Source organism: Flavobacterium sp. CSZ, assembly GCF_015350725.1.
Taxonomy (GTDB): domain Bacteria; phylum Bacteroidota; class Bacteroidia; order Flavobacteriales; family Flavobacteriaceae; genus Flavobacterium.
Genome location: NZ_JADKPQ010000007.1, coordinates 131,707 through 156,434 on the forward strand (window position 1 = coordinate 131,707; position 24,728 = coordinate 156,434).

Below are 24,728 nucleotides of genomic sequence, written 5' to 3' on the forward strand. Positions count from 1 at the left end.
GATATTCATTTTTTCTAGATTTTGTAAGTAATAATGATTGTTTTTTAAATTAAAAGTACTGTACTTTTTATGTTTTGTAGGAAAGGTTCTTGTTTCCTGAAATGACAAGATTGAATAAAAAAAATCCCGCTTCAAAACGAAACGGGATTTTCAACAATTGATATTCTCTTTTTTTTTATTTTTAAACTGTTGCAGCAACTTCTTGTGGCAACGGAATTTGATTTTTAAGTAAATCTTCGAATGTTTCGTGTTGACGAATTAAGATTCCTTTACCGTCTTTCCATAAAACTTCGGCTGGTTTGTATCTTGAATTATAGTTCGATGCCATAGAAAAACAATAAGCTCCGGCGTTTCTGAACGCTAAGATATCTCCTTCGGTAATTTCTGAAATTCTGCGGTTGTTGGCAAAAGTATCAGTCTCGCAAATGTATCCTACAACGGAGTAAAAACGCTCTTTTCCTTTTGGGTTTGAGATGTTTTCGATATAGTGTTGTGAACCATAAAACATAGGACGGATTAAGTGGTTGAAACCACTATCGATTCCGGCAAAAACTGTTGAGGTTGTCTGTTTTACTACGTTTACTTTTGCTAAGAAGAAACCTGCTTCGCTCACCAAAAATTTTCCTGGTTCGAAAATCAAGGTTAAATCTCTACCGTATTCTGTACAGAATGCATTGAATCTTTTTGATAATTTTTTACCTAACTCTTCAATATCAGTTTCGATATCGTCTTTTTTGTAAGGAACTTTGAATCCGCTTCCGAAATCTAAAAACTCAAGATCTTTGAAGTGTTTTGCGGTATCAAACAAAATTTCAGCAGCATACAAGAATACTTCGATATCAAGGATGTCAGATCCTGTGTGCATGTGAATTCCTACGATGCTCATTTTTGTATTCTCTACAATTCGCAAGATATGCGGAATTTGGTGAACAGAGATTCCGAATTTACTATCGATATGTCCTACCGAAATATTAGCATTTCCTCCCGCCATTACGTGCGGATTGATACGAATACATACCGGAATTTGTGGATATTTTGTTCCGAATTGCTCCAGAATAGATAAGTTGTCAATATTGATTTGTACACCCATTGCGGCAACTTCTTCGATTTCTTCAAGAGAAACTCCGTTTGGTGTAAAGAAAATTTTGTCAGGATCATAGCCAGCATGAAGTCCTAATAAAACTTCCTGAATAGATACAGTATCTAAACCAGACCCCATGTTCTTTAATAACTGAAGAATCGCAACGTTTGACAATGCCTTCATGGCGTAATTAACTCTTAAGTTTTCTACCTTAGAGAAAGCTTTAGTTAACCTATTGTACTGTGATTGGATTTTTTCGGCATCATAAACATATAATGGACTTCCAAATTGGTCTGCTAACTGCAGTAAATCTTTTGCTTGCATTTTTTAAACTATTTTGAGCAAAGTTATTACACTTTTGACTAACAGCAAATTATTTGTAGAAAAATAACAAATTATAACAAATTGTTTGTTTTTAAACAAAAATCGACTTAAAATGATTTTTTATAAAACTACAATGCATGCCTAGCAAAAAGACTCTAAGCTGCTAAGGATCTAAGTTAGTAAGTTTTTGTCACAGATTAAAAAAGATTAGCAGAGATTTTTATAGTTTTTTCTGCCAAGATCAGAGAGATAGTGAACACATGAAGTAATTACACGAATTTTTGCGAATTTTTATTTTGATGATTTATTTATGAGTGTTTGTAATTAGTGAAATTCGTGATGAAAAAATCTTTGTAAATCTGTGGCAAAAAAAAGCCCCTGAGTTAATTCAGGGGCTCGTGTTAGTTGTGTGTTATAAGGTTTAAAGACTTGGTAAGTCTCCGTTTCCTTTGGTTGGCAAGTTAGTAGAGCCCATTAAGAACAAATCTACTTCTCTTGCTGCTTCTCGACCTTCTGAAATAGCCCATACGATTAATGATTGTCCTCTTCGCATATCTCCTGCAGTGAAAATATGAGGAACATTTGTTTGATAATTTTTTGCTTTATAGTTGCTTCTCATGTCTAATTCAAGACCTAATTGCTCGCTTAGAGTTTTTTCAGGACCTGTAAATCCTAAAGCCAATAAAGCCAGATCGCAAGGCCAGATTTTCTCAGAACCTTCTTTTTCGATTAATTCAGGACGTTGACCCGGAGTCATTTTCCATTGTACTTCAACGGTTTTCAATCCGACTAATTCTCCTTTATCATTCGATAAGAATTCCTTAGTATTGATTAACCAGTTTCTATCGCAACCTTCTTCGTGAGATGAAGAGGTTTTCAACTGCAAAGGCCAGAAAGGCCAAGGCGTAGACTCGCTTCGTCCAACCGGAGGTTTTGGTAAAATCTCAAAATTCGTTACCGATTTTGCTCCGTGTCGGTTTGATGTTCCAATACAGTCAGATCCTGTATCTCCACCACCAATTACAATTACATCTTTTCCGGTTGCCATAACCTGGTCCGGAACTGATTCTCCAAATAAAACTTTAGTTTGTTGAGTCAGGAAATCCATTGCCTGAACAACGCCTTTGCTTTCGATTCCCTTAGTTGGCAAACTTCTTCTTTCGGTTGCTCCACCGCATAAAACGATAGAATCAAAAGCGTTTAGTTCCTCAACGCTAAAGTTTACGCCAACATTTACATTGGTTTTAAAAGTAATTCCTTCGGCTTCAAGGATAGCTACACGTCTGTCGATAATTCCTTTTTCTAATTTGAAATTAGGAATTCCGTAACGTAATAAACCTCCAATAGCGTTGTCTCTTTCAAAAACAGTTACCGTGTGACCGGCTCTGTTTAATTGTTGAGCTGCCGCTAAACCTGCAGGACCTGAACCAATAACGGCTACGGTTTTTCCTGTTCTGGTTTTTGGTGTTTGTGGTTTGATCCATCCTTCGGCAAAACCTCTTTCGATGATGTTTTTCTCGATGTTTTCGATGGCAACAGGCTCTTTGATGATCCCTAATACACATGACTTCTCACATGGAGCAGGGCATAAGCGACCTGTAAATTCAGGAAAGTTATTAGTGGATTGTAAAATCTCTAAGGCGCTTTGCCATTCTTCCTGATGTACCATGTCGTTGAAGTCAGGAATTAAATTTCCTAACGGACAAGCACTGTGGCAAAAAGGAATACCACAATCCATACATCTTGAACCTTGTTCTTTTATTTTATCTTTTGCTAACGGAATGGTAAATTCATTGTAGTTAGAAACGCGTTCTGCTACTGCTAAATTACTTTCGTCGGCTCTGCTATATTCTTTAAATCCGCCTATTTTACCCATGACATTTTAATTAAAATTCCAATTTCTTAAATTCCAATCCTTAGACTTCGCTCAGGATGACATTGTTAATGCCATTTTTATTGAAATTGATTTTTGATTTTTGAAATTGATTTTTATTAAGCAATTAATTCCTCTATTTTTTTCTCTTCTGCAATTCGCTGCAATGCTTTTTTGTAATCAGTTGGCATTACTTTTACGAAATTGTTTTGTTCATTTTCCCAGTCTGCTAAAATTCTTTTTGCTAATGGACTGCTGGTGTACAATGAATGATTTTTGATCAATCGTCTTAGTTTGATTACATCTTCTTCTTCGATTGGATCAAAAGCAACCATTTCCATGTTGCATAATGTTGCGTCGAATTTTTGATTTGGATCATAAACATAAGCAACACCACCGCTCATACCAGCTGCAAAGTTTCTTCCTGTTTTCCCTAAAACAACCACTGTACCACCGGTCATGTACTCGCATCCGTGATCTCCAATTCCTTCAACAACGGCAGTTGCTCCGGAATTTCTAACACAAAAACGCTCACCGGCTATTCCATTAATATAAGCCTCCCCGGTAATAGCTCCGTAAAGGGCAACGTTTCCAATAATGATATTCTCTTCAGGTTTGAAAGTGGCAGTAGGAGGTACTTTTACAATTAATTTTCCTCCAGAAAGACCTTTTCCTAAATAATCATTACAGTTTCCGTGAATTTTAAACGACAATCCGTTTGTGGCAAAAGCACCAAAACTTTGTCCGGCAGAACCTTCAAAATCAACTAAAATAGTGTCATCAGGTAAACCTTGTGCGCCATATATTTTTGAGATTTCATTACTCAAAATGGCTCCTACAGAACGGTCTGTATTTTTAATTTTAAAGGTAACTCTTGTTTTTTCTTTTCTGTAAATAGACGGAATTGCTTCTTTGATAATGGCAAAATCCAATACATTGTCTAAATCGTGATCTTGTTCAGTTGTATTGTGAATGGGCTGTGTTTTAGCTTTTTCTGGTTTGTATAGAATTGATGATAAGTCTAAACCATTTGCTTTGTAATGTTTGATTGCTTTGTTCACATTTAATTTTTGTGATTGACCAACCATTTCTTTTAAGGTTCTGAAACCTAATTGCGCCATGATTTCTCTTAATTCCTCTGCAATAAAATACATGAAATTAATAACGTGCTCGGGAGTTCCTTTGAAATTTTTTCTCAATTCAGGATCCTGAGTTGCAATACCAACCGGGCAAGTATTTAAATGACAAGCTCTCATCATGATACAGCCAGAAGCTACAAGTGGGGCAGTAGCAAAACCAAATTCTTCTGCTCCTAATAGAGCTGCGATAGCTACATCACGACCCGTTTTTAATTGTCCGTCGCACTCTAAGACTACACGGCTTCTTAAATCATTTAAGATCAAAGTTTGTTGTGCTTCGGCTAATCCAAGTTCCCACGGAATACCTGTGTGTTGTAACGATGTCAATGGAGCAGCACCAGTTCCTCCGTCATAACCTGAAATCAGGATCACGTCAGCTTTTGCTTTGGCAACACCGGCAGCGATGGTTCCAACTCCAACTTCAGAAACTAATTTTACGTTGATACGCGCTTCGCGATTCGCATTTTTTAAATCGTAAATCAACTGAGATAAATCCTCGATAGAATAAATATCGTGGTGAGGTGGAGGCGAAATCAAACCTACATAAGGAGTGGAGTTTCTTGTCTCAGCAATCCAAGGCACGACTTTTTCTCCCGGTAATTGACCACCTTCTCCCGGTTTTGCACCCTGAGCCATTTTGATCTGGATTTCTTTAGCATTTGTCAAATAGTTGATCGAAACACCAAAACGTCCTGACGCTACTTGTTTAATTGCACTATTTCTTGAATCTCCGTTAATTTCTTTCTGGAAACGTTTAGGATCTTCCCCACCTTCTCCAGAGTTACTTTTTCCGCCAATTCTATTCATTGCAATGGCTAAATTCTCGTGTGCTTCTCTACTGATAGATCCGTAGGACATCGCACCTGTTTTGAATTTTTTTACAATCTCGGTCCATGGTTCTACTTCATCAATAGAAATAGGATCTAAATTGTTGAATTCGAATAAACCTCTAATAGTCATTAAGTTTGAGCTTTGCTCATTGACCATATTAGAATACTCTTTATAACTTTCAGGACTGTTTAAACGAACGGCCTGTTGTAATTTTGAAATCGTTGTTGGATTAAACATGTGTTTTTCTCCGCCACGTCTCCATCTGTAAATACCTCCAATTTCTAAAGAAAGCAAGTTGGCAATCTTAGAGTTTGGAAATGCTTTTTGGAAACGTTTTTTTACTTCTTTTTCTACTTCCATCAAACCAATTCCTTCGATTCTTGAAGGGGTGAATGGGAAATACTTATTGGTGAAGGTTTTGTTTAAACCTAAAATCTCGAAAATCTGAGCAGCTCTGTACGAATGTAAAGTCGAGATACCGATTTTGTTCATGATTTTAAGGATACCTTTTGCAATTGCTTTGTTGTAATTTACAATTGCGTAATCAGCTTTTACTCCTGTAATGAATCCCTGGTTTACCTGATCGTGAATGATCTCATTTACCATATAAGGATTGATCGCACTTGCGCCGTATCCGAACAATAAAGCAAAATGATGCGGTTCACGTGGTTCTGCAGATTCGATGATGATTCCGAATTTAGAGCGTACCTGTAAAATGTTCAATGAATGGTGAATGTAAGAACAAGCCAATAACATTGGTATTGGAGCCAATTCTTCGCTAACTCCTCTGTCTGATAAAATGATGATGTTGCATCCTTCAGAAACAGCTTTAAAAGTGGCCTGAACACATTTTTCAAGCGCTCTTTCTAAACCGTTAACTCCTTTTTCTATTTTGTATAAAGTAGAAATAGTAGCCGATTTGAAATCTGCGTGATCAATGTTTCTGATTTTATCTAAATCCTCATTGGAGATAACCGGATTCTGGATTTTTAATTTTTTACATTGTTTGGATTCAATTTCGAAAATATTAAAATCCCCACCAATTGCTAAACTAATATCGGTAATGATCTCTTCACGAATACCATCCAAAGGCGGGTTGGTAACCTGAGCAAATAATTGTTTGAAATAGTTGTACAGCAATTGCGGCTGCTCTGATAATACAGCCAATGGTGTATCGTTACCCATAGAACTAATGGCTTCAGCGCCCTGAGCTCCCATTGGGTTAATGATTGTTTTTAAATCTTCGATAGTATAACCAAATAAACGCTGTCTTGTCTGGAAATCAAGTTTCTCAACAGGAGTAGGGTTATTGGTATAGGGTATTTGAGATAATTGTAACAAGTTGGCATCGATCCATTCCTGGTAAGGACGTTTGGTTACAATTGCTTTTTTAATTTCTTCGTCTTCAATAATACGACCTTCGTTCATGTCAACCAAGAACATTTTTCCTGGCTCTAAACGACCGTGTTGTACTACATCTTCGGGCTCAACATCCAATACACCAATTTCTGATGACATGATTACAAAACCGCTTTTTGTTAATGTATAACGAGAAGGACGCAAACCGTTACGGTCTAGCAAGGCACCAATTACGTTACCATCTGTAAAAGGAATAGAAGCAGGACCATCCCAAGGCTCCATAATGCAAGAGTTGAATTCGTAGAATGCTCTTTTCTCAGGAGACATTGTCTGGTGTTTTTCCCAGGCTTCAGGAACCACCATCATCATCGCCTCAGGCAATGAACGACCTGTCATTAATAAAAGTTCAACCACCATATCCATAGAAGCAGAATCTGATTTTCCTTCTAAGATAATAGGGAATAGTTTTTTGATATCATTTCCAAAAACTTTGCTTTCCATCAATTCTTCACGAGCACGCATACGGCTTACGTTCCCACGTAATGTATTGATCTCACCATTATGACACATGTATCTGAATGGCTGCGCTAACTCCCATGAAGGGAAAGTATTGGTAGAGAAACGTTGGTGCACTAACGCCAAACGAGTCACTAAATCCGGATCTTTTAAGTCAACATAATAACGGCTGATGTCTTCGGGCATCAATAGACCTTTATATATTATGGTAGTTGTCGATAAACTAGAGAAATAAAACATATGGCTTTCAGAGGTTTTTGATCCTCTTACGGCATGTTCAGCAATTTTTCTAGCTGCAAAAAGTTTTGCATTAAATTCATTTTCAGTTAAATCCTGACCGTTCTTGCTAACAAAAACCTGTTTAACTGTTGGTTCTTTTTCTGCGGCAATCTGCCCTAAATTTTCTACTTCAACAGGTACATCTCTCCAACCCAGGATCTTTAAGTTCTGATCCTTAATAGTTGATTCGAAAGCGTTGATACAAAAAGAAACCTGGTTTTTGCTTTTTGGTAAAAAAACCATTCCTACTGCATACTCACGTGTTTCAGGGATTTCAAAGTCACATACTTTTTTAAAAAAATCATGTGGGATATCGAATAAAATTCCAGCCCCGTCTCCAGTTCTTCCATCAGAACTAACGGCACCACGATGTTCCAATTTTATTAAGATATCCAATGCTTTGTGAATAATATCGTTAGATTTAATACCATTCAAATTACAAATAAATCCTGCACCACAATTGTCGTGTTCAAATTCAGGCAAATAAAGCCCTTGTTCTTTAACTTTCATTCTTGATATTTTTTCTACAAAAATAAAGATTTCGTTAAATATAATGTAGTGGAATTGTAATTCGACTTACATTTTTATTGTAATATTAGAAAAACGCTTCTTAATTGATAATAATATTATATTAACCATTGCGAATTGATAAAATGATAACGGCTCTTAAAATATATTAAGAAAAATCGCCGTAAGGCTAGTAAATACAGTGATGTTTTTGTTAAATATCAAACGTTTTAGTGGATTTCAGTTAATATTAACAAATTGTTTAGTTAACTATTTCTTTGCATTGAAAAAGAATAAACGTTTTATAAATATCTCACACGTTTTTTAATTGAAAAAGATTTTACTATTCAGTTGAATTTTGCTACTTTTGTCGCACTTTTATTCTGAAATAAATTCAGAACCAGACAAATTCTATATTATGAACATACACGAATATCAAGGAAAAGAAATTTTAGCGAGTTACGGAGTACGCATTCAACGCGGAATTGTGGCTAACAATGCAGTCGAAGCTGTGGCTGCTGCAAAACAATTAACTGCCGAGACTGGTACAGGATGGCACGTAATAAAAGCACAAATTCACGCAGGTGGTCGTGGAAAAGGTGGTGGAGTTAAGTTAGCAAAAAACTTGCAACAAGTTGAAGAAATTGCTGGACAAATCATCGGAATGCAATTAATTACACCTCAAACTTCTGCTGAAGGTAAAAAAGTAAACAAAGTATTAGTTGCAGAAGATGTTTACTATCCTGGTGAAAGTGAAACTTCTGAATTTTATGTTTCTGTTTTATTAAATAGAGCTACTGGTCGTAACATGATTATGTATTCTACTGAAGGTGGAATGGATATTGAAGAAGTTGCTGAGCATACTCCTCATTTAATTTTTACTGAAGAAGTTGATCCTTCTGTTGGATTACAAGGTTTTCAGGCAAGAAGAATTGCTTTTAACCTAGGTCTTTCTGGAAACGCTTTCAAAGAAATGGTGAAATTCATCGATTCATTATACAATGCTTACATTGGTTCTGATGCTTCTATGTTTGAAATCAACCCGGTTTTGAAAACTTCAGATAATAAAATTATGGCTGTTGATGCTAAAGTAAATATCGATGATAATGCTTTATACAGACAACCAAAATATGCTGAGATGAGAGATATCCGTGAGGAGAATCCAATCGAAGTTGAAGCGAAAGAAGTAGGATTGAACTATGTAGATCTTGACGGTACTGTAGGATGTATGGTAAACGGAGCAGGTCTTGCAATGGCAACTATGGATTTGATTAAATACGCTGGTTTTGAGCCTGCTAACTTCTTAGACGTTGGTGGAACTGCTGATGCAAAACGTGTTGAAACTGCTTTTAGAATTATCTTAAAAGATCCTAACGTAAAAGCTATTTTAATTAATATTTTTGGTGGAATCGTTCGTTGTGACCGTGTGGCGCAAGGAGTTGTTGATGCTTACAAAAATATGGGTGATGCTATCAATGTGCCTATTATCGTTCGTTTGCAAGGAACAAATGCTGAAATTGCAAAAGAATTAATTGATAATTCTGGTATGCCAATTCTATCAGCTGTTCAGTTTCAAGAAGCTGCTGATCAAGTTAAAGCTGCACTTTCTTAATCAAATAAGAAATCAATTATATAGAAAATCCTTCCGATGATCGGAGGGATTTTTTTTGTAATACTAATTTAACCGCAAAGAATTTTTTTTTACCACAGAGTTTACAAAGTTTTACACAAAGTTCACAAAGCTTTAGTAAGTGTAGCTTTGTGAACTCTGTGTAACCACCATGCAAGTATAAATCTTAGTATTATCTGTGGTTAAATTTTCGCCACGAATTCACGAATTATTATCATTAAAATCCTTTTAATCTGTGGCTAAAAAAACTTTGCGACCTTTGCGTAAAGCCTTGCAAATTTTGTGATTAAATTATCTTTTACTTCAAAACTGTAGCCAATTCTACAATTTCAAATTCAGGATTATGTTCTACAAATTCTCTAATCATAGCAGTATGTCCGGCACCTAATAAAACCATTATTTTATCGTCTTTGCTTTCTGTTAGTTTCTGAATTAAAGCGTACATATAAAGGTTTCTTCGGTACCACTCAGATACTAAAAAAGCTCCCACAAAATCCTCTTTTTTACCGCCTTTAGTAGCTGTTTCAAGATACCATCTAATATTATCTTTGTTCGATGCTTTTGTGTTAAGATCCAAAAGCAACTCTGTCAAAGAATACTTGGCAATCTTTTTATTTTGATCGATTTCATACTGCTTCATTTCCTCTTCGTTCTTTTTAATTAAATCAAACTGATTAGCAGCGGTCATTGCTTTTACTAAACTATCATAAGGAAAGTCGGTGTTGTTGTAGTCAATTCCGTATAGCTTTTTATGACCTAGTTTTTTTGCTGAGCGTAATGCAATTTGTACGATTTCGTCTGCTTTTATATGCAGTAAACTATCTGTATTGCTGTTGTAGAATTTATCGAGTCTGTCTTGTTTTTGATAATTCCATTCTACGAAAATTTTATCCGGTCCAAACTTTTTAATTTTATTGGTAATGTTTTCCAGTTCTTTCTGGCTCTTGTCTGACATTACATTAAAGGTATTTACCTTGGCAACGTCAAGTCCGGGATTTTCAAAATGGAAAGTTCCCAATAATAAAATTTGTTTCTTTTTTGATTGAGCAGCAACAGTGTTCAATGCAATTGTAATGATTAGTAATAAAGCGATTTTTTTCATGATGATTTGTTTTAAATTCATGACAAATGTAGAGGAGCTTTTGAGATGAATTTTTAGTTTTTGATGAACTCCAAATTCCGGATTACAAACATTGGTAATTCGCTGTCAAAAAATTTCGTGTATTGTTTTTGAACGTTCATCACAGAAAAGAGCCATTTTATATAAATATAATATTCATGTAAAGTCATAGTTGTATTTTTGAATTAATTACGATATTATTATGAAGCTAAAAATCCCTTTTTATTACCATATTCTTCTTTTCTTAGGATTGTTTCTAACCTTTTATCTGTGGGATATTGCCGTGAGTAATCAAAAAATAGATTTTGTTTTTAGCCGTATGTATTTCTTTTTTAATGTTGGTTTTGTTCTGTCTATTTTTATCGTTTATCTTTTAAATTTCTACACATTTTGCGATTGGTTTTTAAATAAAAAAAGAATTTTACTGTATTTGCTAAGTATTACTGTTTCGTTATTGATCTTTGCGGGAACACGTTATTTTTTGCAGGAAGTTGTCGTGTTTGAACTTACCGGAATTCATAATTATGGTGAGGAAACACGTAAAATTGGATATTATATTCGGGATAATTTTTTCTTTGGATTACCAGCTATAATTTTAAGTTCTTTGAGTTATTTGTTTTGGCAATTTCAGAATGCGTATAAACAAAATCAGGAATTACTCTTAGAGAATAAAAAAGCGCAACTCCAAATGCTTAAATCCCAGGTGAGTCCGCATTTTTTATTCAATACGCTAAATTCTTTCTATAGTCAGTTGATTTTGAAAGATGATAAAATGGCGTCGGATATTTTAGTATTATCAGATTTGTTGCGTTACGTGATTACAGAGACTGAAAAAGAGGAAGTTTTGCTTTCTAAAGAAATTCAGTTTCTGCAAAATTACATTCATTTGCAGCAAAAACGATTTGAAGATCAGCTTTATTTGGATTTTGAAATTGAAGGAAATTATTCGAGCGAAAAAATCCTTTCATCGGCTTTAATTCATTTTATCGAAAATGTTTTTAAACACGCCAAACTCAATAATAAGGACGAAAGAGCCATTATTTCGATCAAAATAAAAGAAGGTTTCTTAGAGCTTTCAACCTTTAATTATAATGTAGGAGGAGAGAATTATTCGTCGACCGGAATTGGTTTTGAAAACCTCACCAAAAGATTAGAATATACCTATAAAGATCAATTTATACTTGAAAAAACAGCAGAAAACAATACCTTTAAAACCTATTTAAAAATACCATTAAAAAAATAAGATATGAACTTTAAATGTATCATTGTTGATGATGAACCGCCAGCAACCCGCATTCTGGAGAATTATATAGAAAAAGTATCTTTTCTGGAAAAAGTTGGGGTTTTTAATGATGCGTTAAAAGCATTAGAGTTTTTTAATACGCAAACGGTTGATGTTATTTTTTTGGATATCCAAATGCCACAACTAACAGGTTTGCAGATTTCAAGGATTGTTTCTAAGGATATAAAAATCATATTTACAACAGCTTATCCTGATTTTGCATTAGAAGGTTTTGAGCTCAATGCGATTGATTATTTATTAAAACCAATCGCGTTCGAACGCTTTTATAAGGCCGTTTCTAAACTTAATGCTGAACCAAAAACTGAGGTTGTAAGCAATAACTCATCTGAGTTTATTTTTGTGAAAACAGATGGTAAAAATAAATTTCAGAAGTTATTTTTGGAGGAGATTTTATATGTAGAGAGTCTTCAGAATTATGTTTGTATTCATAGCTTGAAGCAACAAATTATAACGCATTCGTCTTTAAAAAATGTAATTGAGTCATTGCCGGAAAAAGATTTTATCCAAATACATAAATCCTATGTAATTGCCTTAAAACAAATAGAATCTACAGATAGTTTTTCTGTTTTTATTAATAGCAAAGAATTGCCAATAGGGGCAACGTATAAAGATGCTTTTTTTGACCGAATTGATCAGAATAAAATATAATTCTAATTTGTTTTAATGGTCATTGAACCACAAAGAGAGCGCAAGGATTTTTAATCATAAGATTGTATATAAACGCAAAGTTCGCAAAGCTTTATCAATAAAACTTTGCGAACTTTGCGTGATTCTTAGCGCTCATTGCGATTAAAACCTTATTTCTTATTCTTTCCGTTTTTGTATACTACTTTTTCTACAACTTGTACTTTAGGTGCAGTTTTCGTATTATTTTTCTTGAAAGGTTTTTTAGCTGCAGGTCCTGTTTTAGAAGGTGCTTTGTCGCCTCTTCCTTTTTCGGCATCTTTTGCACTGGCTTTAAATTCAGGTCTTTCTTTAGTGCTGTCTTTTTTAGGAATTTCAGCTTTATGTTTTGCTAAAACGTCATTTGGGTTTTTTGGGTTTTCTTTCGTGCCTCTTAAATGAATTACCAATCCATTTAAGAAATTGCGCAAAACCTGATCACCACATTCCATGTAATTTTCATGATCTTCGGCTCTAAAAAAAGCTCCCAATTCTGATTTTGAAATTCTAAAATCTACTAATTCTAAAATTTCAACTATTTGGTCGTCACGGAGCATCAAAGCCACGCGAAGTTTTTTTAGGATATCGTTGTTTGTCATCGTTTAATTTTTTACAAAGGTACGTTTTAAAACTAATTTGATTACAATTTATTGAGTTTGGGGAAGCTTTTTTGCCACGAATTGCACGAATTTTCAATAATTGTAATACGATTAAATTTTAATTCATGGAAATTCGTGCAACTCGTGGCTAATTTTTAGAATCTTACTGATTTAAAATCCCTACAAGTTTATCTAAATCTTCATAAAGATGATTTGCTGTTATTACAATTCGATTGAGATTATTGGCATTTTGCTGATATTTAAAATTGGCAATAATGATCTTATTGGCTTTTAATGTTTCGATCAGATTATCATCTTCTAAATAAATCAGAGGATAGTTTTTATCAAATTTGATACTTTGATTTTTAATTAACTTTCGATCAATATAATTCAGATTCTCTAATAATTTTTGATGCTGCATTTTGTAAAGCAATTCAGCATCAGCCAAAGTCTGAACAAAAGCAGGATTCATTCCAGCGGCAGAAATAAAAATGTCCAGATTTTTTATCTCATTAATGAAAGCGACATCACTTGCAATAACACCGCCATTTAATCCAAATGCTTTTCCTAAAGACGAAATCATGATTTTTCGTTTGATAGGAAGATCGATTTCAGAATAAATCCCGCAGCCATTTTGACCTAAAATTCCAAGGGAATGCGATTCATCAATTAGAAGCGTAATTTCTTTATGATCAGAAATAGTAGCCAAAATAGACAGATCAATCGCTTTAGTCTGAAACCCTGAAACCCCATCGGTTAGAACCGTAATTTTTTCTGATTGAGAATCTGACAAACGAGGATTTATATTTCCATTTATAAAAACAGGTAAACTATCCTTGATCTGAATCGCAGGATGCGTATTGGGAAAATGAAAAAAAGAATCTGTTTGTTTTTTCAATGCATCAATTACGAGTTTTCCTGCCAGCATTCCGGATGAAACCGTAACGGCACTTTCGGCTTTTATATGATGGGCTAAAAAAGTCTCACCATTCTTGTAAGCTGTTAATTTTATATTGGCACTTCTTGAGCTTCCATAAGTCGTTCCCCAATTGCGAATGTTTTTGATCACCAATTCCTGAAACTCCTTATTTGTGGGTAATCCCAAATAAGCCGTTCCTCCAAAATACAAATAATGTTCCTGGTCGATTTTGATAATTCTATCGGGAAATTGATTGACATTCATACTATTTAGATTAAGGTAACTCCGGTTCCGTTAAGTTCAGAATAGTGAATAACGCCCTCTTTTATCGTTACGCCCATTGCAATATCTTCTGCCAAAAGCAAAGCGCCATCCATGTCTACATAATCCAACTGAGGTAATAAATGCGCAATTGCCGAAATTCCAACAGTAGATTCGGTCATGCATCCTACCATGGTTTTCAAGCCCAGTTTTTTTGCTTCTTCAATCATGCGTTTTCCCGGAGTTAATCCACCGCATTTTACCAATTTTACATTCACGCCATGAAAATGGTTGAAACATTTGGCTACATCTTCTTCTATGATACAGCTTTCATCTGCAATTATGGGTAATACCGAATGTTTGAAAACTTCTTTATGCGCGTCCCAATTGTCTGCTTTCATGGGTTGTTCCAGAAATTCTACGCCAAGTTTTTTTAGTTCAATGGCATTATTGATTGTTTCCTCAACACTCCAGCCACAATTGGCATCAATTCTAAAAATGGCATTGGTATGTTTTCGAAGTTCTTTTACAATAGCGATATCCTCTTTGGTTCCCAGTTTGATTTTATAAATAGGCCAGGGAAGTTCCTGCATTTTCGAAACCATTTTTTCTATCGAAGCAATTCCAATGGTGTAATCTGTAAGGGGATTATTCTCGATAGTATAATTCCATAATTCGTATAATTTTTTACCTTTTTTGCGTGCGTACAAGTCGTTATAAGCTAGATCTAAGGCGCACAAAGCAAACATGTCACCTTTTAGATACGGATAGATTTTTGCCCAAAAAACATCAGGAGTTTCATTTTCTGTGGTTTGGATAATAGTTCTGATTTTTTCTAAATCCTGCATCATCATCGGAACCGTTGTTTTATAATACGGATTTGAAGTTGCTTCTCCAAAACCTGAAAAACCATCGCTTCTGAGTTCGACAATTAACGAGGGCTGAAAATCAATAGATTCTCTTGATATGGTGAATGTGTGTTTGAGTTTTAGATTGTATTCTCTTAAAATTAGTTCCATTGTGAGTTTGATTGTTTTTGTTTAATATCCTAGCCAGAGTACTGCTTTTACAAAACCATCCCGCCAGAGCTTTTCGTTATGCTCACCGCCTTTTACAATTTTAGATTTGGTAAGATGTAAGCAATAACAGCGTTTTGTGTCGAGTAACCGTTCCATTTTGGTCATGTCTCTGACCATATCATCGCTTTCCTTGTCTCCGCATAAAAAATAAATTTTGGTTTTGATTTTTGTGGCTTGTTCTGTCAAAGTATAAATATTATTAGAAAACCAGAAAGATGGCGAAAAAATGCCTGCTTTGCCAAATGTTTCCGGATATTTCAGAATCGCGTAATACGATACCAATCCACCAAGTGAACTTCCCATAATAATGGTATTTTTGGCTTTTGGTTTGGTTCTGTAGGTTGCATCGATGTGAGGTTTTAAAGTTTTTACAATAAAATCTAGGTAATTATCGGCATTTCCACCGCCATATTTTTCGTTTTTAAATGGTGTTAATTCGTCGATGCGTTTTTCATTTCCGTGCTCGATTCCCACTACAATTACCTGGGCTTTCAGGCTATCGAGTTTTTCATCGACATTCCATTCTCCGGAAAAAGAGGTTTTTGCATCAAATAGATTTTGGGCATCGTGCATATAAATCACGCTGTATTTTTTGGCTGTAGCCGAATAATCCTTAGGGAGGTAAATCCAGATTTTTTTGGTGGTTTTTAGTTGAGGGGCTTCGATTGTAAAAGTAGATACGTTTTTTGAAGCGGTACTTTCTTGTGCGCTTGTCAGAGAGGTTATCCAAAGCATTATAAAAAAGAAGAATCCTCTAATCATGAGTTCTTTGCATTTTAGATTTAAAAACAATATTTTAGCTAAAAATAATAAATTGATGAATACCGAAACAGAAAAGAGAAGTTTACTTTTAGAAATGATTGCTTTTTCTACTGTTGATGGGCATTTGCACAAAAGAGAGTATGATTTTTTGTGGCTTGTGGCTCAGGAATTAGGTATTGATTTAGCTGTTTTTCATGATTTATTTCATCAGGAACATTCCACTCAAATTATAAAATCTGAGTTTCAGCGCATTCAGCAATTCTACAGATTGGCCTTGATTATGTACTGCGATGGTATTTTACACCAAAAAGAGGCCAAAGCCATTCAGCAAATCGCAATTGAAATGGGTTTGAATCCCAACGCAACCAAACGTGTTTTGGATTTAATGAAAAACGCGCCAAACGCTATAATTGACCCTACGGTATTATTGAAAGTTTTTCAGGAACAACACAATTAAGCCAATTGTTCCTGTAGTTTTTTGATATCGTCACGCAACTTAGCCGCTTGCAAAAAGTCCAGTTCTTTTGCTGCTTTTTCCATAGATTTACGTTTCTCGCGGATCATTTTTTCTAATTCAGCTTTTGATAAATACGCCGTTTCAGGTTCTGCAGCAACAGATAGTGTATGACCCAATTCGTATTCTACCAAAGGATTTTTAGTAAAAGCACTGTCAATTTTTTTGTTTAAAGCCTGTGGTGTAATGCCGTGTTCTGTATTATAATTGATCTGTTTGGTTCTTCGATATTCTGTTTCGTCTATGGTTCGCTGCATACTTGCCGTAACTTTATCGGCATACAAAATTGCTTTTCCGTTCAGATTTCTTGCCGCACGACCAATAGTTTGGGTGAGCGATCTGTGATTACGAAGAAAACCTTCTTTATCGGCATCTAAAATCGCAACCAGCGAAACCTCTGGTAAATCAAGACCTTCACGAAGTAAGTTTACTCCAATAAGAACATCAAAAATACCTTTTCGTAAATCCTGCATAATTTCGATACGCTCCAGTGTATCTACCTCAGAATGTATGTAACGACAACGAATGTTTACTTTAGTTAAATATTTGGCGAGTTCTTCGGCCATTCTTTTAGTCAGCGTGGTTACTAAAACTCTTTCGTCTAATTCGCAGCGAACCTGAATTTCTTCGATCAGATCATCGATTTGATTCAAACTGGGTCTTACTTCGATAACTGGATCTAATAATCCCGTTGGACGAATAATTTGTTCGACATAAACACCGTCTGTTTTTTGTAATTCGTAATCTGCCGGTGTTGCAGATACATAAATTACCTGGTTCTGTATGGCTTCAAACTCTTCAAATTTCAAAGGTCTGTTATCCATTGCGGCTGGTAAACGAAAACCGTATTCCACCAGATTTTCTTTACGGCTTCTATCACCTCCGTACATGGCATGAACCTGAGAAACAGTTACGTGACTTTCATCTACAATCATCAAATAATCACTTGGGAAATAATCTAATAAACAGAATGGTCTTGTTCCGGCTTGTCTTCCGTCAAGGTATCTTGAATAATTTTCGATTCCGGAGCAATAACCTAATTCCCGAATCATTTCTAAGTCGAAATTGGTACGTTCCTCAAGTCGTTTTGCTTCGAGATGTTTTCCTATTTCTTTAAAATAATCTACTTGTTTGACTAAATCCTGCTGAATTTCCCAAATGGCACCTTGCAGTACATCGGGAGAAGTCACAAACATATTAGCGGGATAAATAGTAAGTCTTTTGAATTTTTCTATCACTTGTGAGGTCTTCACATCAAATGATTCTATTTCTTCGATTTCATCACCAAAAAAGTGAATTCTAAATGCATCATCGGCATAGCTTGGGTATACTTCGACTGTATCGCCTTTGATTCTGAAAGTTCCCGGATTAAAATCGGCTTCGGTTCTGGCGTACAAACTTTGAACCAGGCTATGAAGTAATTTAGTTCTCGAAATAACCTGATCTCTTGTTATTTCAATTACATTTTTTTTAAATTCAACTGGATTTCCAATACCATACAAACACGAAACAGAAGCAACAACCAAAACGTCCCGACGTCCTGAAAGGAGGGAAGAAGTGGTGCTCAAACGCATCTTTTCAAGCTCTTCGTTAATGGATAAATCTTTTTCGATGAAAACCCCTGTTACAGGCATAAAAGCTTCGGGTTGGTAATAATCGTAGTACGAAACAAAATATTCGACCGCATTATTCGGGAAAAATTGTTTGAACTCAGAATATAATTGCGCTGCCAAAGTTTTATTGTGAGCCAAAACCAAAGTAGGTCTTTGGACTTCCTGAATAACATTCGCAACAGTAAATGTTTTTCCCGATCCGGTAACCCCTAATAATGTCTGGTACTTTTCGCCATCGATGACACCTTTCGAAAGTTTTTCGATTGCTTGTGGTTGATCACCTTTTGGACTATACTCTGAGGATACTTGGAAATTCATTTTTGAATGATGAAAAGATTAGTTTTGTAAAGATACAAAGTTTGAATTCTATATAAAAGCTAAAAAAATGTTGCCACGAATTCACGAATTTTTGCGAATTGTTTTTTTTCTAAATATTGAAATCCTTAAAAGAATATCTCGTAGAGATTAAATGTTGGTAAAAAATAATATGGCAACCTGATATATCTCCCTAGGGACTACACCTTTTTAAGGCTATTCTAAAAAGTTGATCATCGCATCATTTACAATTTTTGACTGATCTATGGATAAAAAATGTCCTGCGTCTTTTATCGTTTGCGTTTTGCCTTTGATTAAATATTTGTTTGCTCTTTCCAGACTTTCTTCGGAATTAATGACATCGTGATCGCCAATTAAAACCAAAACCGGATTGTTGATCGATTTTAATTCATCATCAGAAAACGGATGCATTTTGAGCATACTTGAATTTGATTTTGCGTATTTATTGGCCAGATAAAATTGTCGTTTGTAAACAGGACTAATTTTTTCGGAATGAGTTGAAAAAGTATTTAATGTCTTTCCGAATTTTTTTTCACTTGGGAATAATTTAAGCATTAAGGCAGAAGTTGTTTTACCGACCTTATCTATAAATTTAAAGGTTTGTGCCGGACTTAACAATACTATTTTATCGATTGAATTTCCTTTTTGAGTCGCTAATAAAGTCGCAATCCAGCCACCGCGGGAAGCGCCCGCAATATCGAATTTCTTTAATTTATAATGATCGAAAATTTCATTGTACAAAATCACGATATCTTCTGATGAAAGCGATTTTGAGCTCAATGTTGATTTTCCGGGTTCCATCATAAAATCGATGGCATATATGCGGTGATTTTTGGCTAAAGGCTTAATGTTTGGGTACCACATTGTAGAGCTGGCGTCCATACCGTGGAGTAAAACCAAATCTTTTCCGTTTTTGGGACCCGCAATAATAACGTGAGCGGTTCCGTAAGTGGTTGTGATGTTTTCTTCAGTATAAGGAATGTTCCAAAGTTTTAAGGCTTTGTCATAAGAATTAATATACGCTTGTTTTTCGCTTTTGGTTTTGAAAATGTAATCGTCAAATTTTGCTTTTTTACTCGAAGCGCAACTTGTCATTAAAAGCAGTAATACTGCTAATCTGAAGTATAATTTTGGCATAGTAAATTCAATTTTGAGACTAAAGTTACGATTATAGTAAATCAACTATGTATCAAAATTTTGTTTTAAAATATCATAATTTTAAGATTATGCTTTTTTTGATGATAAATAATATACTTGTACCAAAGCTAAAATAGCATTTGGAATGATCACAGGTAAAAGCCATTGTTTAAGATCTCTATAATCATTTAAAAAAATACCATAGATTACAAAACAAATGCAGCCAAACATATTAATGAATCGGATTGCTCTAAGATTTTTTAATAAAAAACCTCCAACAATAAAAAATGATGCGAGATAACCAATATATTCTGCCATAATTTTATTAATTGATTTTGTAATAAATTTACTAAAAACAATTAATAAAGTCAACGTTTTGTATTTAAAGTCAGTATTTTAAAACTTCCACGCCTTTTGTTGGCTTTCACTCAAAAATGTCCAGGCAACAATGCGGCTTGTTTTTTGGCCTTGAGCCATATCGATTGTTTTTATCGAAGAGGCGTTTACTTTATTAAGTGTTTTGTAAATGCTCGAGAGGTTTTCTCTTTTTGAAACTAATGTGGTAAACCACAAAGTTTGCATGGCAAATTTTGCGCTTTCGTAAATCATTTGGGTTATAAAACCAATTTCGCCGCCATCACACCATAATTCGGCATTGTGGCCTCCAAAGTTTAAAACCGGATTGGTTTTTTTTCTTTCCTTTGTTAAGTTCGAAACTTTACGAACGGTACTTTGATTTGCGTCTTCGGCAGAAGAATGAAAAGGCGGATTACACATCGTGAAGGTAAAACGATCTTCAGGAGTGATAATATTTTTGAAAATAAATCGGGCTTCGGTTTGCTGTTGTAAACTTATAGCGTCGATTAATTTTGGATTTGCCTCGATAATTTTACTGCAATTTTCTATGGCTTTCTCATCGATATCGGTTCCTACGAAACTCCAGTCGTAAATCGCATTTCCTAAAATAGGGTAGATGCAATTGGCGCCTGTTCCTATGTCTAAACCTAAAACTGAAGATCCTTGCGGAATGATTCCGTTGTTGGTTTCGGCAAGTAAATCAGCCAGGTAATGAATATAATCGGTTCTTCCCGGAATAGGCGGGCAAAGGTAATTTTTAGGAATATCCCAGTTTTGTATGTCGTAATAGGTTTGTAATAAAGCTTTGTTAAGCGCTTTTACAGCCAATGGATTACTGAAATCAATGGTTTCTATTCCGTGAATGTTGATCGCAACGTAAGCTTTTAGCTCAGGACAATTCGCGATAAGAAGTTCGAAATCATAACGGGAACGGTGAAGGTTTCGAGGATGTAAATTGTTTTTTTCGGAATTCTCTGTTGCTTTCATTTTGTAAATTTCCGTGCAAAGATAGTCATTCCTTTCTTAGTGTCTGTGTGTTTAAAATTCCAATGTTTAAAATCTAAATTCCAATAAAAAAAAAACAAATTCCAAATGCGAATTTAAACACATAGAAACATAGATTTTTCTGTTGTTATTTTAGGATACAAAAAAAGCTCGCTTTCTCACATAGCTTTGCTATTGTGATTTAATGCTAGAGTGAAACGACTTTTTTATAGATTTTAAGCTATGTTTCTTTGTGTTTAAATAAAATTTTAGAGACTTTTATTCTAATGAAATAATTAATCCATACATTCCATTAACAACAAATCACCGTCGGTGTGGGTAATGCTGACCAAACCATCCTGAAGAACAGCATTGCTGCTGCCGGTTCGATAGCCAATTGTGAGAGTGTCATCTTTTAGTGGATATAATAAATTGGTCGAATTAATTCCGTTTACAACTCCAATTGGAATCAATGAAATGGGCGTTTTTGCGGTATACCATTTCTCGAATTTAGTGGGTAACAAAAATATTTTTGAATGATCGTCGAGAATTACAATTTTAAGCAAATTGCGGTAACGAACGATATTGGTAAGGTTGGTAATGGTATGATCGGCACGTTTACCGGTGGCCCAAACTACATTTACGGCCGGAATTTTTCTCTCCATTAGGTAATCAAATGCTTTTTCTAAATCGGTTTTATCCTGATCAGGAGTATGTATAATTTCGATAGGATATTGTGATGTTTTGTAAATTTCAGGATCAAAACCACGGTCGAAATCTCCTAAAAGGACATCGACTTTTATGCCTAAATCAATCACTCTTTCTATGGCTGAATCCAGTACGATAACCAGTGGCGACCATTCGAGCAATTGTCCTAATAATTCAGGGTTGCATGCTGCTCCGTTGGCAATAATTAAAGCGGGTTCCTGGTCGTCGCGTACGATATGGTGTGAAGACATTTAGTTTTTGATTTGAAATGTGCTGCAAATGTACGAAAGGAAAGGATTTTAGAGGTTAGATTTTAGATTTTAGATTTTTTTATCGTTGTGATGTTTTGTTTTACCATTAAGATATTAAGAAAGTTAAGTTTTTCCTGCTTAATGTAACTTAATGCCTTAATGGCCACAGATTATTAAGATTAAAAGGATTTTAACTGGTTTGTGTTTAAGATATCCAAACTTAATTACCTTAATGGTAAAAAAAACTATTTTGATGCTTTAAAAGCGATAGCGTCAACTTCGATTTGCATTCCGTCGATGGCAAGTTTAGGAACGGGAATTAAGGTGCTGGCAGGGAAGGATTTGTTTTTCCATACTTTGCGGATTTCTTCGTTCCATACTTTTAGTTTTTCTGGTGAATGATTAACGATGAGAATGGTAATTTTCATGATGTTTTCCGGTTTTAGATTATAGCTGTCTAAAACCGTTACAATGTTTTTTAAGGCAACCTGAGTTTGTTCTCTAAAATCATTGCTTAAAGTATGTTCTTTTCCTAATCCTCCGCTTTGCCCGGAAATATAAACGAATTCTCCTGGTGTAGAAACGGATGAGGCGTGGCTAAAACCGTATGGAGTTGGATCGAATAGTGGTTCAGGATTTTTAAACATTTGTGCTTTTGCCGTAAAGGCACAAAGTGAAAATAGTGTAAAAAGTAAATGTTTCATGTTCTCGAAATTTTTAATTAATTGTTTGCAAAGTTTGCTTAATTCTAATTTCTAAACCTTTACATATGTTGAGAGTTTTTTTAGTATTCAGTCGCAGTCTTTAAACTAAAGCAACCTTCGGTGGTAATTGATTTGTCCTAAATGATAGGCCAGGTGTGTGGAGAGATGAACCAAAAAGAAACCTGTTGTCATTTCTTTTTCGAATACAATTTGCGGGTAAATGGCTTCAAGATCAGTTTCTGTTAAACTATCAAAAGTGTTATTAACCACTACAATAGTCTCTTCTATTTTGGTTATTAACTCTGATTTGGGAATGTTTTTTAATGAAAATTCTAAAGGACGATCCCGAATATAAGTTGTTTTTCCAATTTCTGCTCCAATATAAGTATTGATGTTCCCAATCAGATGCAAACAAAGATTTCCGGCAGAATTCGAGATGTTTTTATCAACCGCCCAAATCTTATTTTCGTCCTGATAGGATTCGATTTCAGCTTTTAATTTATTGAGGTCACGGTTAAAGAGTGATTTTAGGGTTTCAATTAGCATGGCTTTGAATTTTACTTGTTATAGGAATCCAGATTTCTTCTTCAGAATCAGGATCTTCTTTTTTATACTGATCTCCCATTACGGCAAAATGGGGTCTTTCATCTACTGTATATGCTGAATTTGGCAGCCATTCTACAAAAATAGAATGATAGGTTTTATGTCCTTCGCTTTGGGGACCTTTATGTATAAAAACAGCATATAATCCAGTTGGGATTATTAAGGTTTCCATTTCTGAAGGAATCGTATCAAAATCAGAAACTTCGACTGCCGCCCATTTTTGAAAGCTGTTACTGGGATCGAAATTGTCAAAATGTCCGTTGGGAAAAACTTCGAGTGAATATAAATTCGAATCAACAGAATTCTTGATTTCTTTTCGTTTTGGCATGAAGGAACTCCATAATTGAAACGTTTTGTTTTCGATAAACGACATATCAATGTGTTTGCCAATTAGTTTTTTCTCGGATAAAATTTCAATTCTGGCTTCCATTATATTAATTATTGAATTTTGTATTTTTTTATGTCGATTTCGCTAAGAGAAAAATAACCCAGCGGATAATTGGCTTTATCAGTTGTATTGATGATATTTCCTTTTACCGTTGCAGGAGGGGATTGAAAAGGTCCGCCAGAATTGCTTCCGGCAATGCTTACCAATATGCTCATGTAGTTATAGTATTGTTTTGAAATCCCGTAATGTGTCATTTCGACTTCGTCTCCTGCTTTTAATTCGTCATCATCTGATGAGCTGAAAAATTCATTTCCCTGAAAAAACTTATCCTCACTAACATAATAAGTAGATGTAACTTTGTTAGAATAAACATATTTAAATAAATAGAAGTTGTCTGCATCAGCTGGGTCATTAAAGAAAGCTTTGGTTTCAATATCTTTTCCTGTAAAACCACCTTCGTTATTTTGTTCGATTCGGGTAATTGGCGCCACTGATTTTAATGTTTCAGTAGCAGTATAAGTATTCCCGTTACTGATTACAGTTAGGGTGTAATTTTCGTCAATTACAGGAGTAAAGTTTGCACATACATATCGTCCGGTTTTTTGAACTTCGACAAAGTTAAATTGTTCGTTCTTGCTGTTTTTTATAAAAATGGTGGCACCTGAAACTGTTGGAATTACGTTTTCGAAATAGCCCGTTGTGGTAGACAATTTTACAGTTTGCTGTTTTCCTGTGGTTCCTTTTTGCCAGTTTATAGCCGCTTCGATTACTAATTTTGGAGGTGCAGTGTCGAGATCAACATCGACAACTTCCTCACAGCTTGCCAGGAGAATCGAAATAAAAAGTGCCATTAATAAGGTTGCTTTTTTCATGATATATCTTTTGTTT

The 24,728-nt window shown here is 34.9% G+C and carries 21 protein-coding genes; 4 read left to right on the forward strand and 17 right to left on the reverse strand.

Annotation, left to right across the window (positions count from 1 at the left end; genetic code table 11):
• Positions 1-181: 181 nt before the first annotated feature.
• The 3 genes from lysA to gltB all read right to left on the reverse strand — a co-directional run bounded on the left by lysA (position 182) and on the right by gltB (position 7,912).
• A complete protein-coding gene (gene lysA / locus IRZ78_RS09995; RefSeq protein WP_194616396.1) occupies positions 182-1,405 on the reverse strand; it encodes a diaminopimelate decarboxylase in 1,224 nt (407 codons plus the stop codon).
• A gap of 421 nt (positions 1,406-1,826) precedes the next feature.
• Positions 1,827-3,281, reverse strand: coding sequence for a glutamate synthase subunit beta (locus tag IRZ78_RS10000; protein WP_194616397.1), 1,455 nt, complete (start codon positions 3,279-3,281; stop codon positions 1,827-1,829).
• A gap of 116 nt (positions 3,282-3,397) precedes the next feature.
• Positions 3,398-7,912: a glutamate synthase large subunit gene (gene gltB, locus IRZ78_RS10005; RefSeq protein WP_194616398.1), complete on the reverse strand. Its 4,515-nt coding sequence runs from the start codon at positions 7,910-7,912 to the stop codon at positions 3,398-3,400.
• Between the two features lie 415 nt (positions 7,913-8,327).
• On the opposite strand from gltB, the gene sucC reads away from it, so the two are divergent.
• Positions 8,328-9,521 (forward strand): ADP-forming succinate--CoA ligase subunit beta, encoded by a 1,194-nt coding sequence (gene sucC / locus IRZ78_RS10010; RefSeq protein ID WP_035684436.1) that lies wholly within the window; start codon positions 8,328-8,330, stop codon positions 9,519-9,521.
• 316 nt (positions 9,522-9,837) lie between these two features.
• On the opposite strand, the gene IRZ78_RS10015 is transcribed toward sucC, so the two are convergent.
• The gene (locus IRZ78_RS10015; RefSeq protein ID WP_194616399.1) at positions 9,838-10,641 is read right to left on the reverse strand and encodes a DUF5694 domain-containing protein; all 804 of its coding nucleotides are present in this window, start codon (positions 10,639-10,641) and stop codon (positions 9,838-9,840) included.
• Positions 10,642-10,861: 220 nt separating this feature from the next.
• Here IRZ78_RS10015 and IRZ78_RS10020 point away from each other — a divergent pair, with 220 nt between their 5' ends.
• Positions 10,862-11,902 (forward strand): sensor histidine kinase, encoded by a 1,041-nt coding sequence (locus IRZ78_RS10020; RefSeq protein WP_194616400.1) that lies wholly within the window; start codon positions 10,862-10,864, stop codon positions 11,900-11,902.
• A gap of 3 nt (positions 11,903-11,905) precedes the next feature.
• Positions 11,906-12,610 carry a LytTR family DNA-binding domain-containing protein gene (locus tag IRZ78_RS10025; RefSeq protein ID WP_194616401.1) on the forward strand — a complete coding sequence of 235 codons (705 nt, stop codon included), beginning with the start codon at positions 11,906-11,908 and terminating at the stop codon, positions 12,608-12,610.
• 149 nt (positions 12,611-12,759) lie between these two features.
• Here the strand turns inward: IRZ78_RS10025 and IRZ78_RS10030 are convergent, their stop codons facing one another.
• The 4 genes from IRZ78_RS10030 to IRZ78_RS10045 form a co-directional block, all read right to left on the reverse strand.
• Positions 12,760-13,224, reverse strand: coding sequence for a DUF1456 family protein (locus IRZ78_RS10030; protein ID WP_194616402.1), 465 nt, complete (start codon positions 13,222-13,224; stop codon positions 12,760-12,762).
• A gap of 163 nt (positions 13,225-13,387) precedes the next feature.
• Positions 13,388-14,407, reverse strand: a complete 1,020-nt coding sequence (locus tag IRZ78_RS10035; protein WP_194616403.1) for an aminotransferase class I/II-fold pyridoxal phosphate-dependent enzyme — start codon at positions 14,405-14,407, stop codon at positions 13,388-13,390.
• Positions 14,408-14,412: 5 nt separating this feature from the next.
• The gene (locus IRZ78_RS10040; protein WP_194616404.1) at positions 14,413-15,423 is read right to left on the reverse strand and encodes a dipeptide epimerase; all 1,011 of its coding nucleotides are present in this window, start codon (positions 15,421-15,423) and stop codon (positions 14,413-14,415) included.
• A gap of 21 nt (positions 15,424-15,444) precedes the next feature.
• Positions 15,445-16,245, reverse strand: coding sequence for an alpha/beta hydrolase-fold protein (locus tag IRZ78_RS10045; RefSeq protein ID WP_194616405.1), 801 nt, complete (start codon positions 16,243-16,245; stop codon positions 15,445-15,447).
• Positions 16,246-16,300: 55 nt separating this feature from the next.
• On the opposite strand from IRZ78_RS10045, the gene IRZ78_RS10050 reads away from it, so the two are divergent.
• Positions 16,301-16,702 (forward strand): excinuclease ABC subunit B, encoded by a 402-nt coding sequence (locus IRZ78_RS10050; protein ID WP_194616406.1) that lies wholly within the window; start codon positions 16,301-16,303, stop codon positions 16,700-16,702.
• Here the strand turns inward: IRZ78_RS10050 and uvrB are convergent.
• The 9 genes from uvrB to IRZ78_RS10095 form a co-directional block, all read right to left on the reverse strand.
• Positions 16,699-18,690: an excinuclease ABC subunit UvrB gene (gene uvrB / locus IRZ78_RS10055; protein WP_194616407.1), complete on the reverse strand. Its 1,992-nt coding sequence runs from the start codon at positions 18,688-18,690 to the stop codon at positions 16,699-16,701. The two genes, IRZ78_RS10050 and uvrB, sit on opposite strands and share 4 nt — an antisense overlap.
• 213 nt (positions 18,691-18,903) lie before the next feature.
• A complete protein-coding gene (locus tag IRZ78_RS10060) occupies positions 18,904-19,845 on the reverse strand; it encodes an alpha/beta hydrolase (protein WP_194616408.1) in 942 nt (313 codons plus the stop codon).
• 87 nt (positions 19,846-19,932) lie between these two features.
• Positions 19,933-20,163: a uroporphyrinogen decarboxylase gene (locus IRZ78_RS10065; RefSeq protein ID WP_194616409.1), complete on the reverse strand. Its 231-nt coding sequence runs from the start codon at positions 20,161-20,163 to the stop codon at positions 19,933-19,935.
• A gap of 78 nt (positions 20,164-20,241) precedes the next feature.
• Positions 20,242-21,189: a 23S rRNA (adenine(1618)-N(6))-methyltransferase RlmF gene (gene rlmF, locus IRZ78_RS10070; protein ID WP_194616410.1), complete on the reverse strand. Its 948-nt coding sequence runs from the start codon at positions 21,187-21,189 to the stop codon at positions 20,242-20,244.
• A 293-nt stretch (positions 21,190-21,482) separates the two neighbouring features.
• The gene (locus IRZ78_RS10075) at positions 21,483-22,145 is read right to left on the reverse strand and encodes a thiamine diphosphokinase (RefSeq protein WP_194616411.1); all 663 of its coding nucleotides are present in this window, start codon (positions 22,143-22,145) and stop codon (positions 21,483-21,485) included.
• Between the two features lie 245 nt (positions 22,146-22,390).
• Positions 22,391-22,849, reverse strand: a complete 459-nt coding sequence (locus tag IRZ78_RS10080; RefSeq protein ID WP_194616412.1) for a RidA family protein — start codon at positions 22,847-22,849, stop codon at positions 22,391-22,393.
• A gap of 105 nt (positions 22,850-22,954) precedes the next feature.
• Positions 22,955-23,395 carry a DinB family protein gene (locus IRZ78_RS10085; RefSeq protein WP_194616413.1) on the reverse strand — a complete coding sequence of 147 codons (441 nt, stop codon included), beginning with the start codon at positions 23,393-23,395 and terminating at the stop codon, positions 22,955-22,957.
• Positions 23,385-23,882, reverse strand: coding sequence for a GyrI-like domain-containing protein (locus IRZ78_RS10090; RefSeq protein WP_194616414.1), 498 nt, complete (start codon positions 23,880-23,882; stop codon positions 23,385-23,387). The genes IRZ78_RS10085 and IRZ78_RS10090 overlap by 11 nt, the downstream gene beginning before the upstream one ends.
• 8 nt (positions 23,883-23,890) lie before the next feature.
• Positions 23,891-24,712: a DUF4249 domain-containing protein gene (locus IRZ78_RS10095; protein ID WP_194616415.1), complete on the reverse strand. Its 822-nt coding sequence runs from the start codon at positions 24,710-24,712 to the stop codon at positions 23,891-23,893.
• Positions 24,713-24,728: the final 16 nt, after the last annotated feature.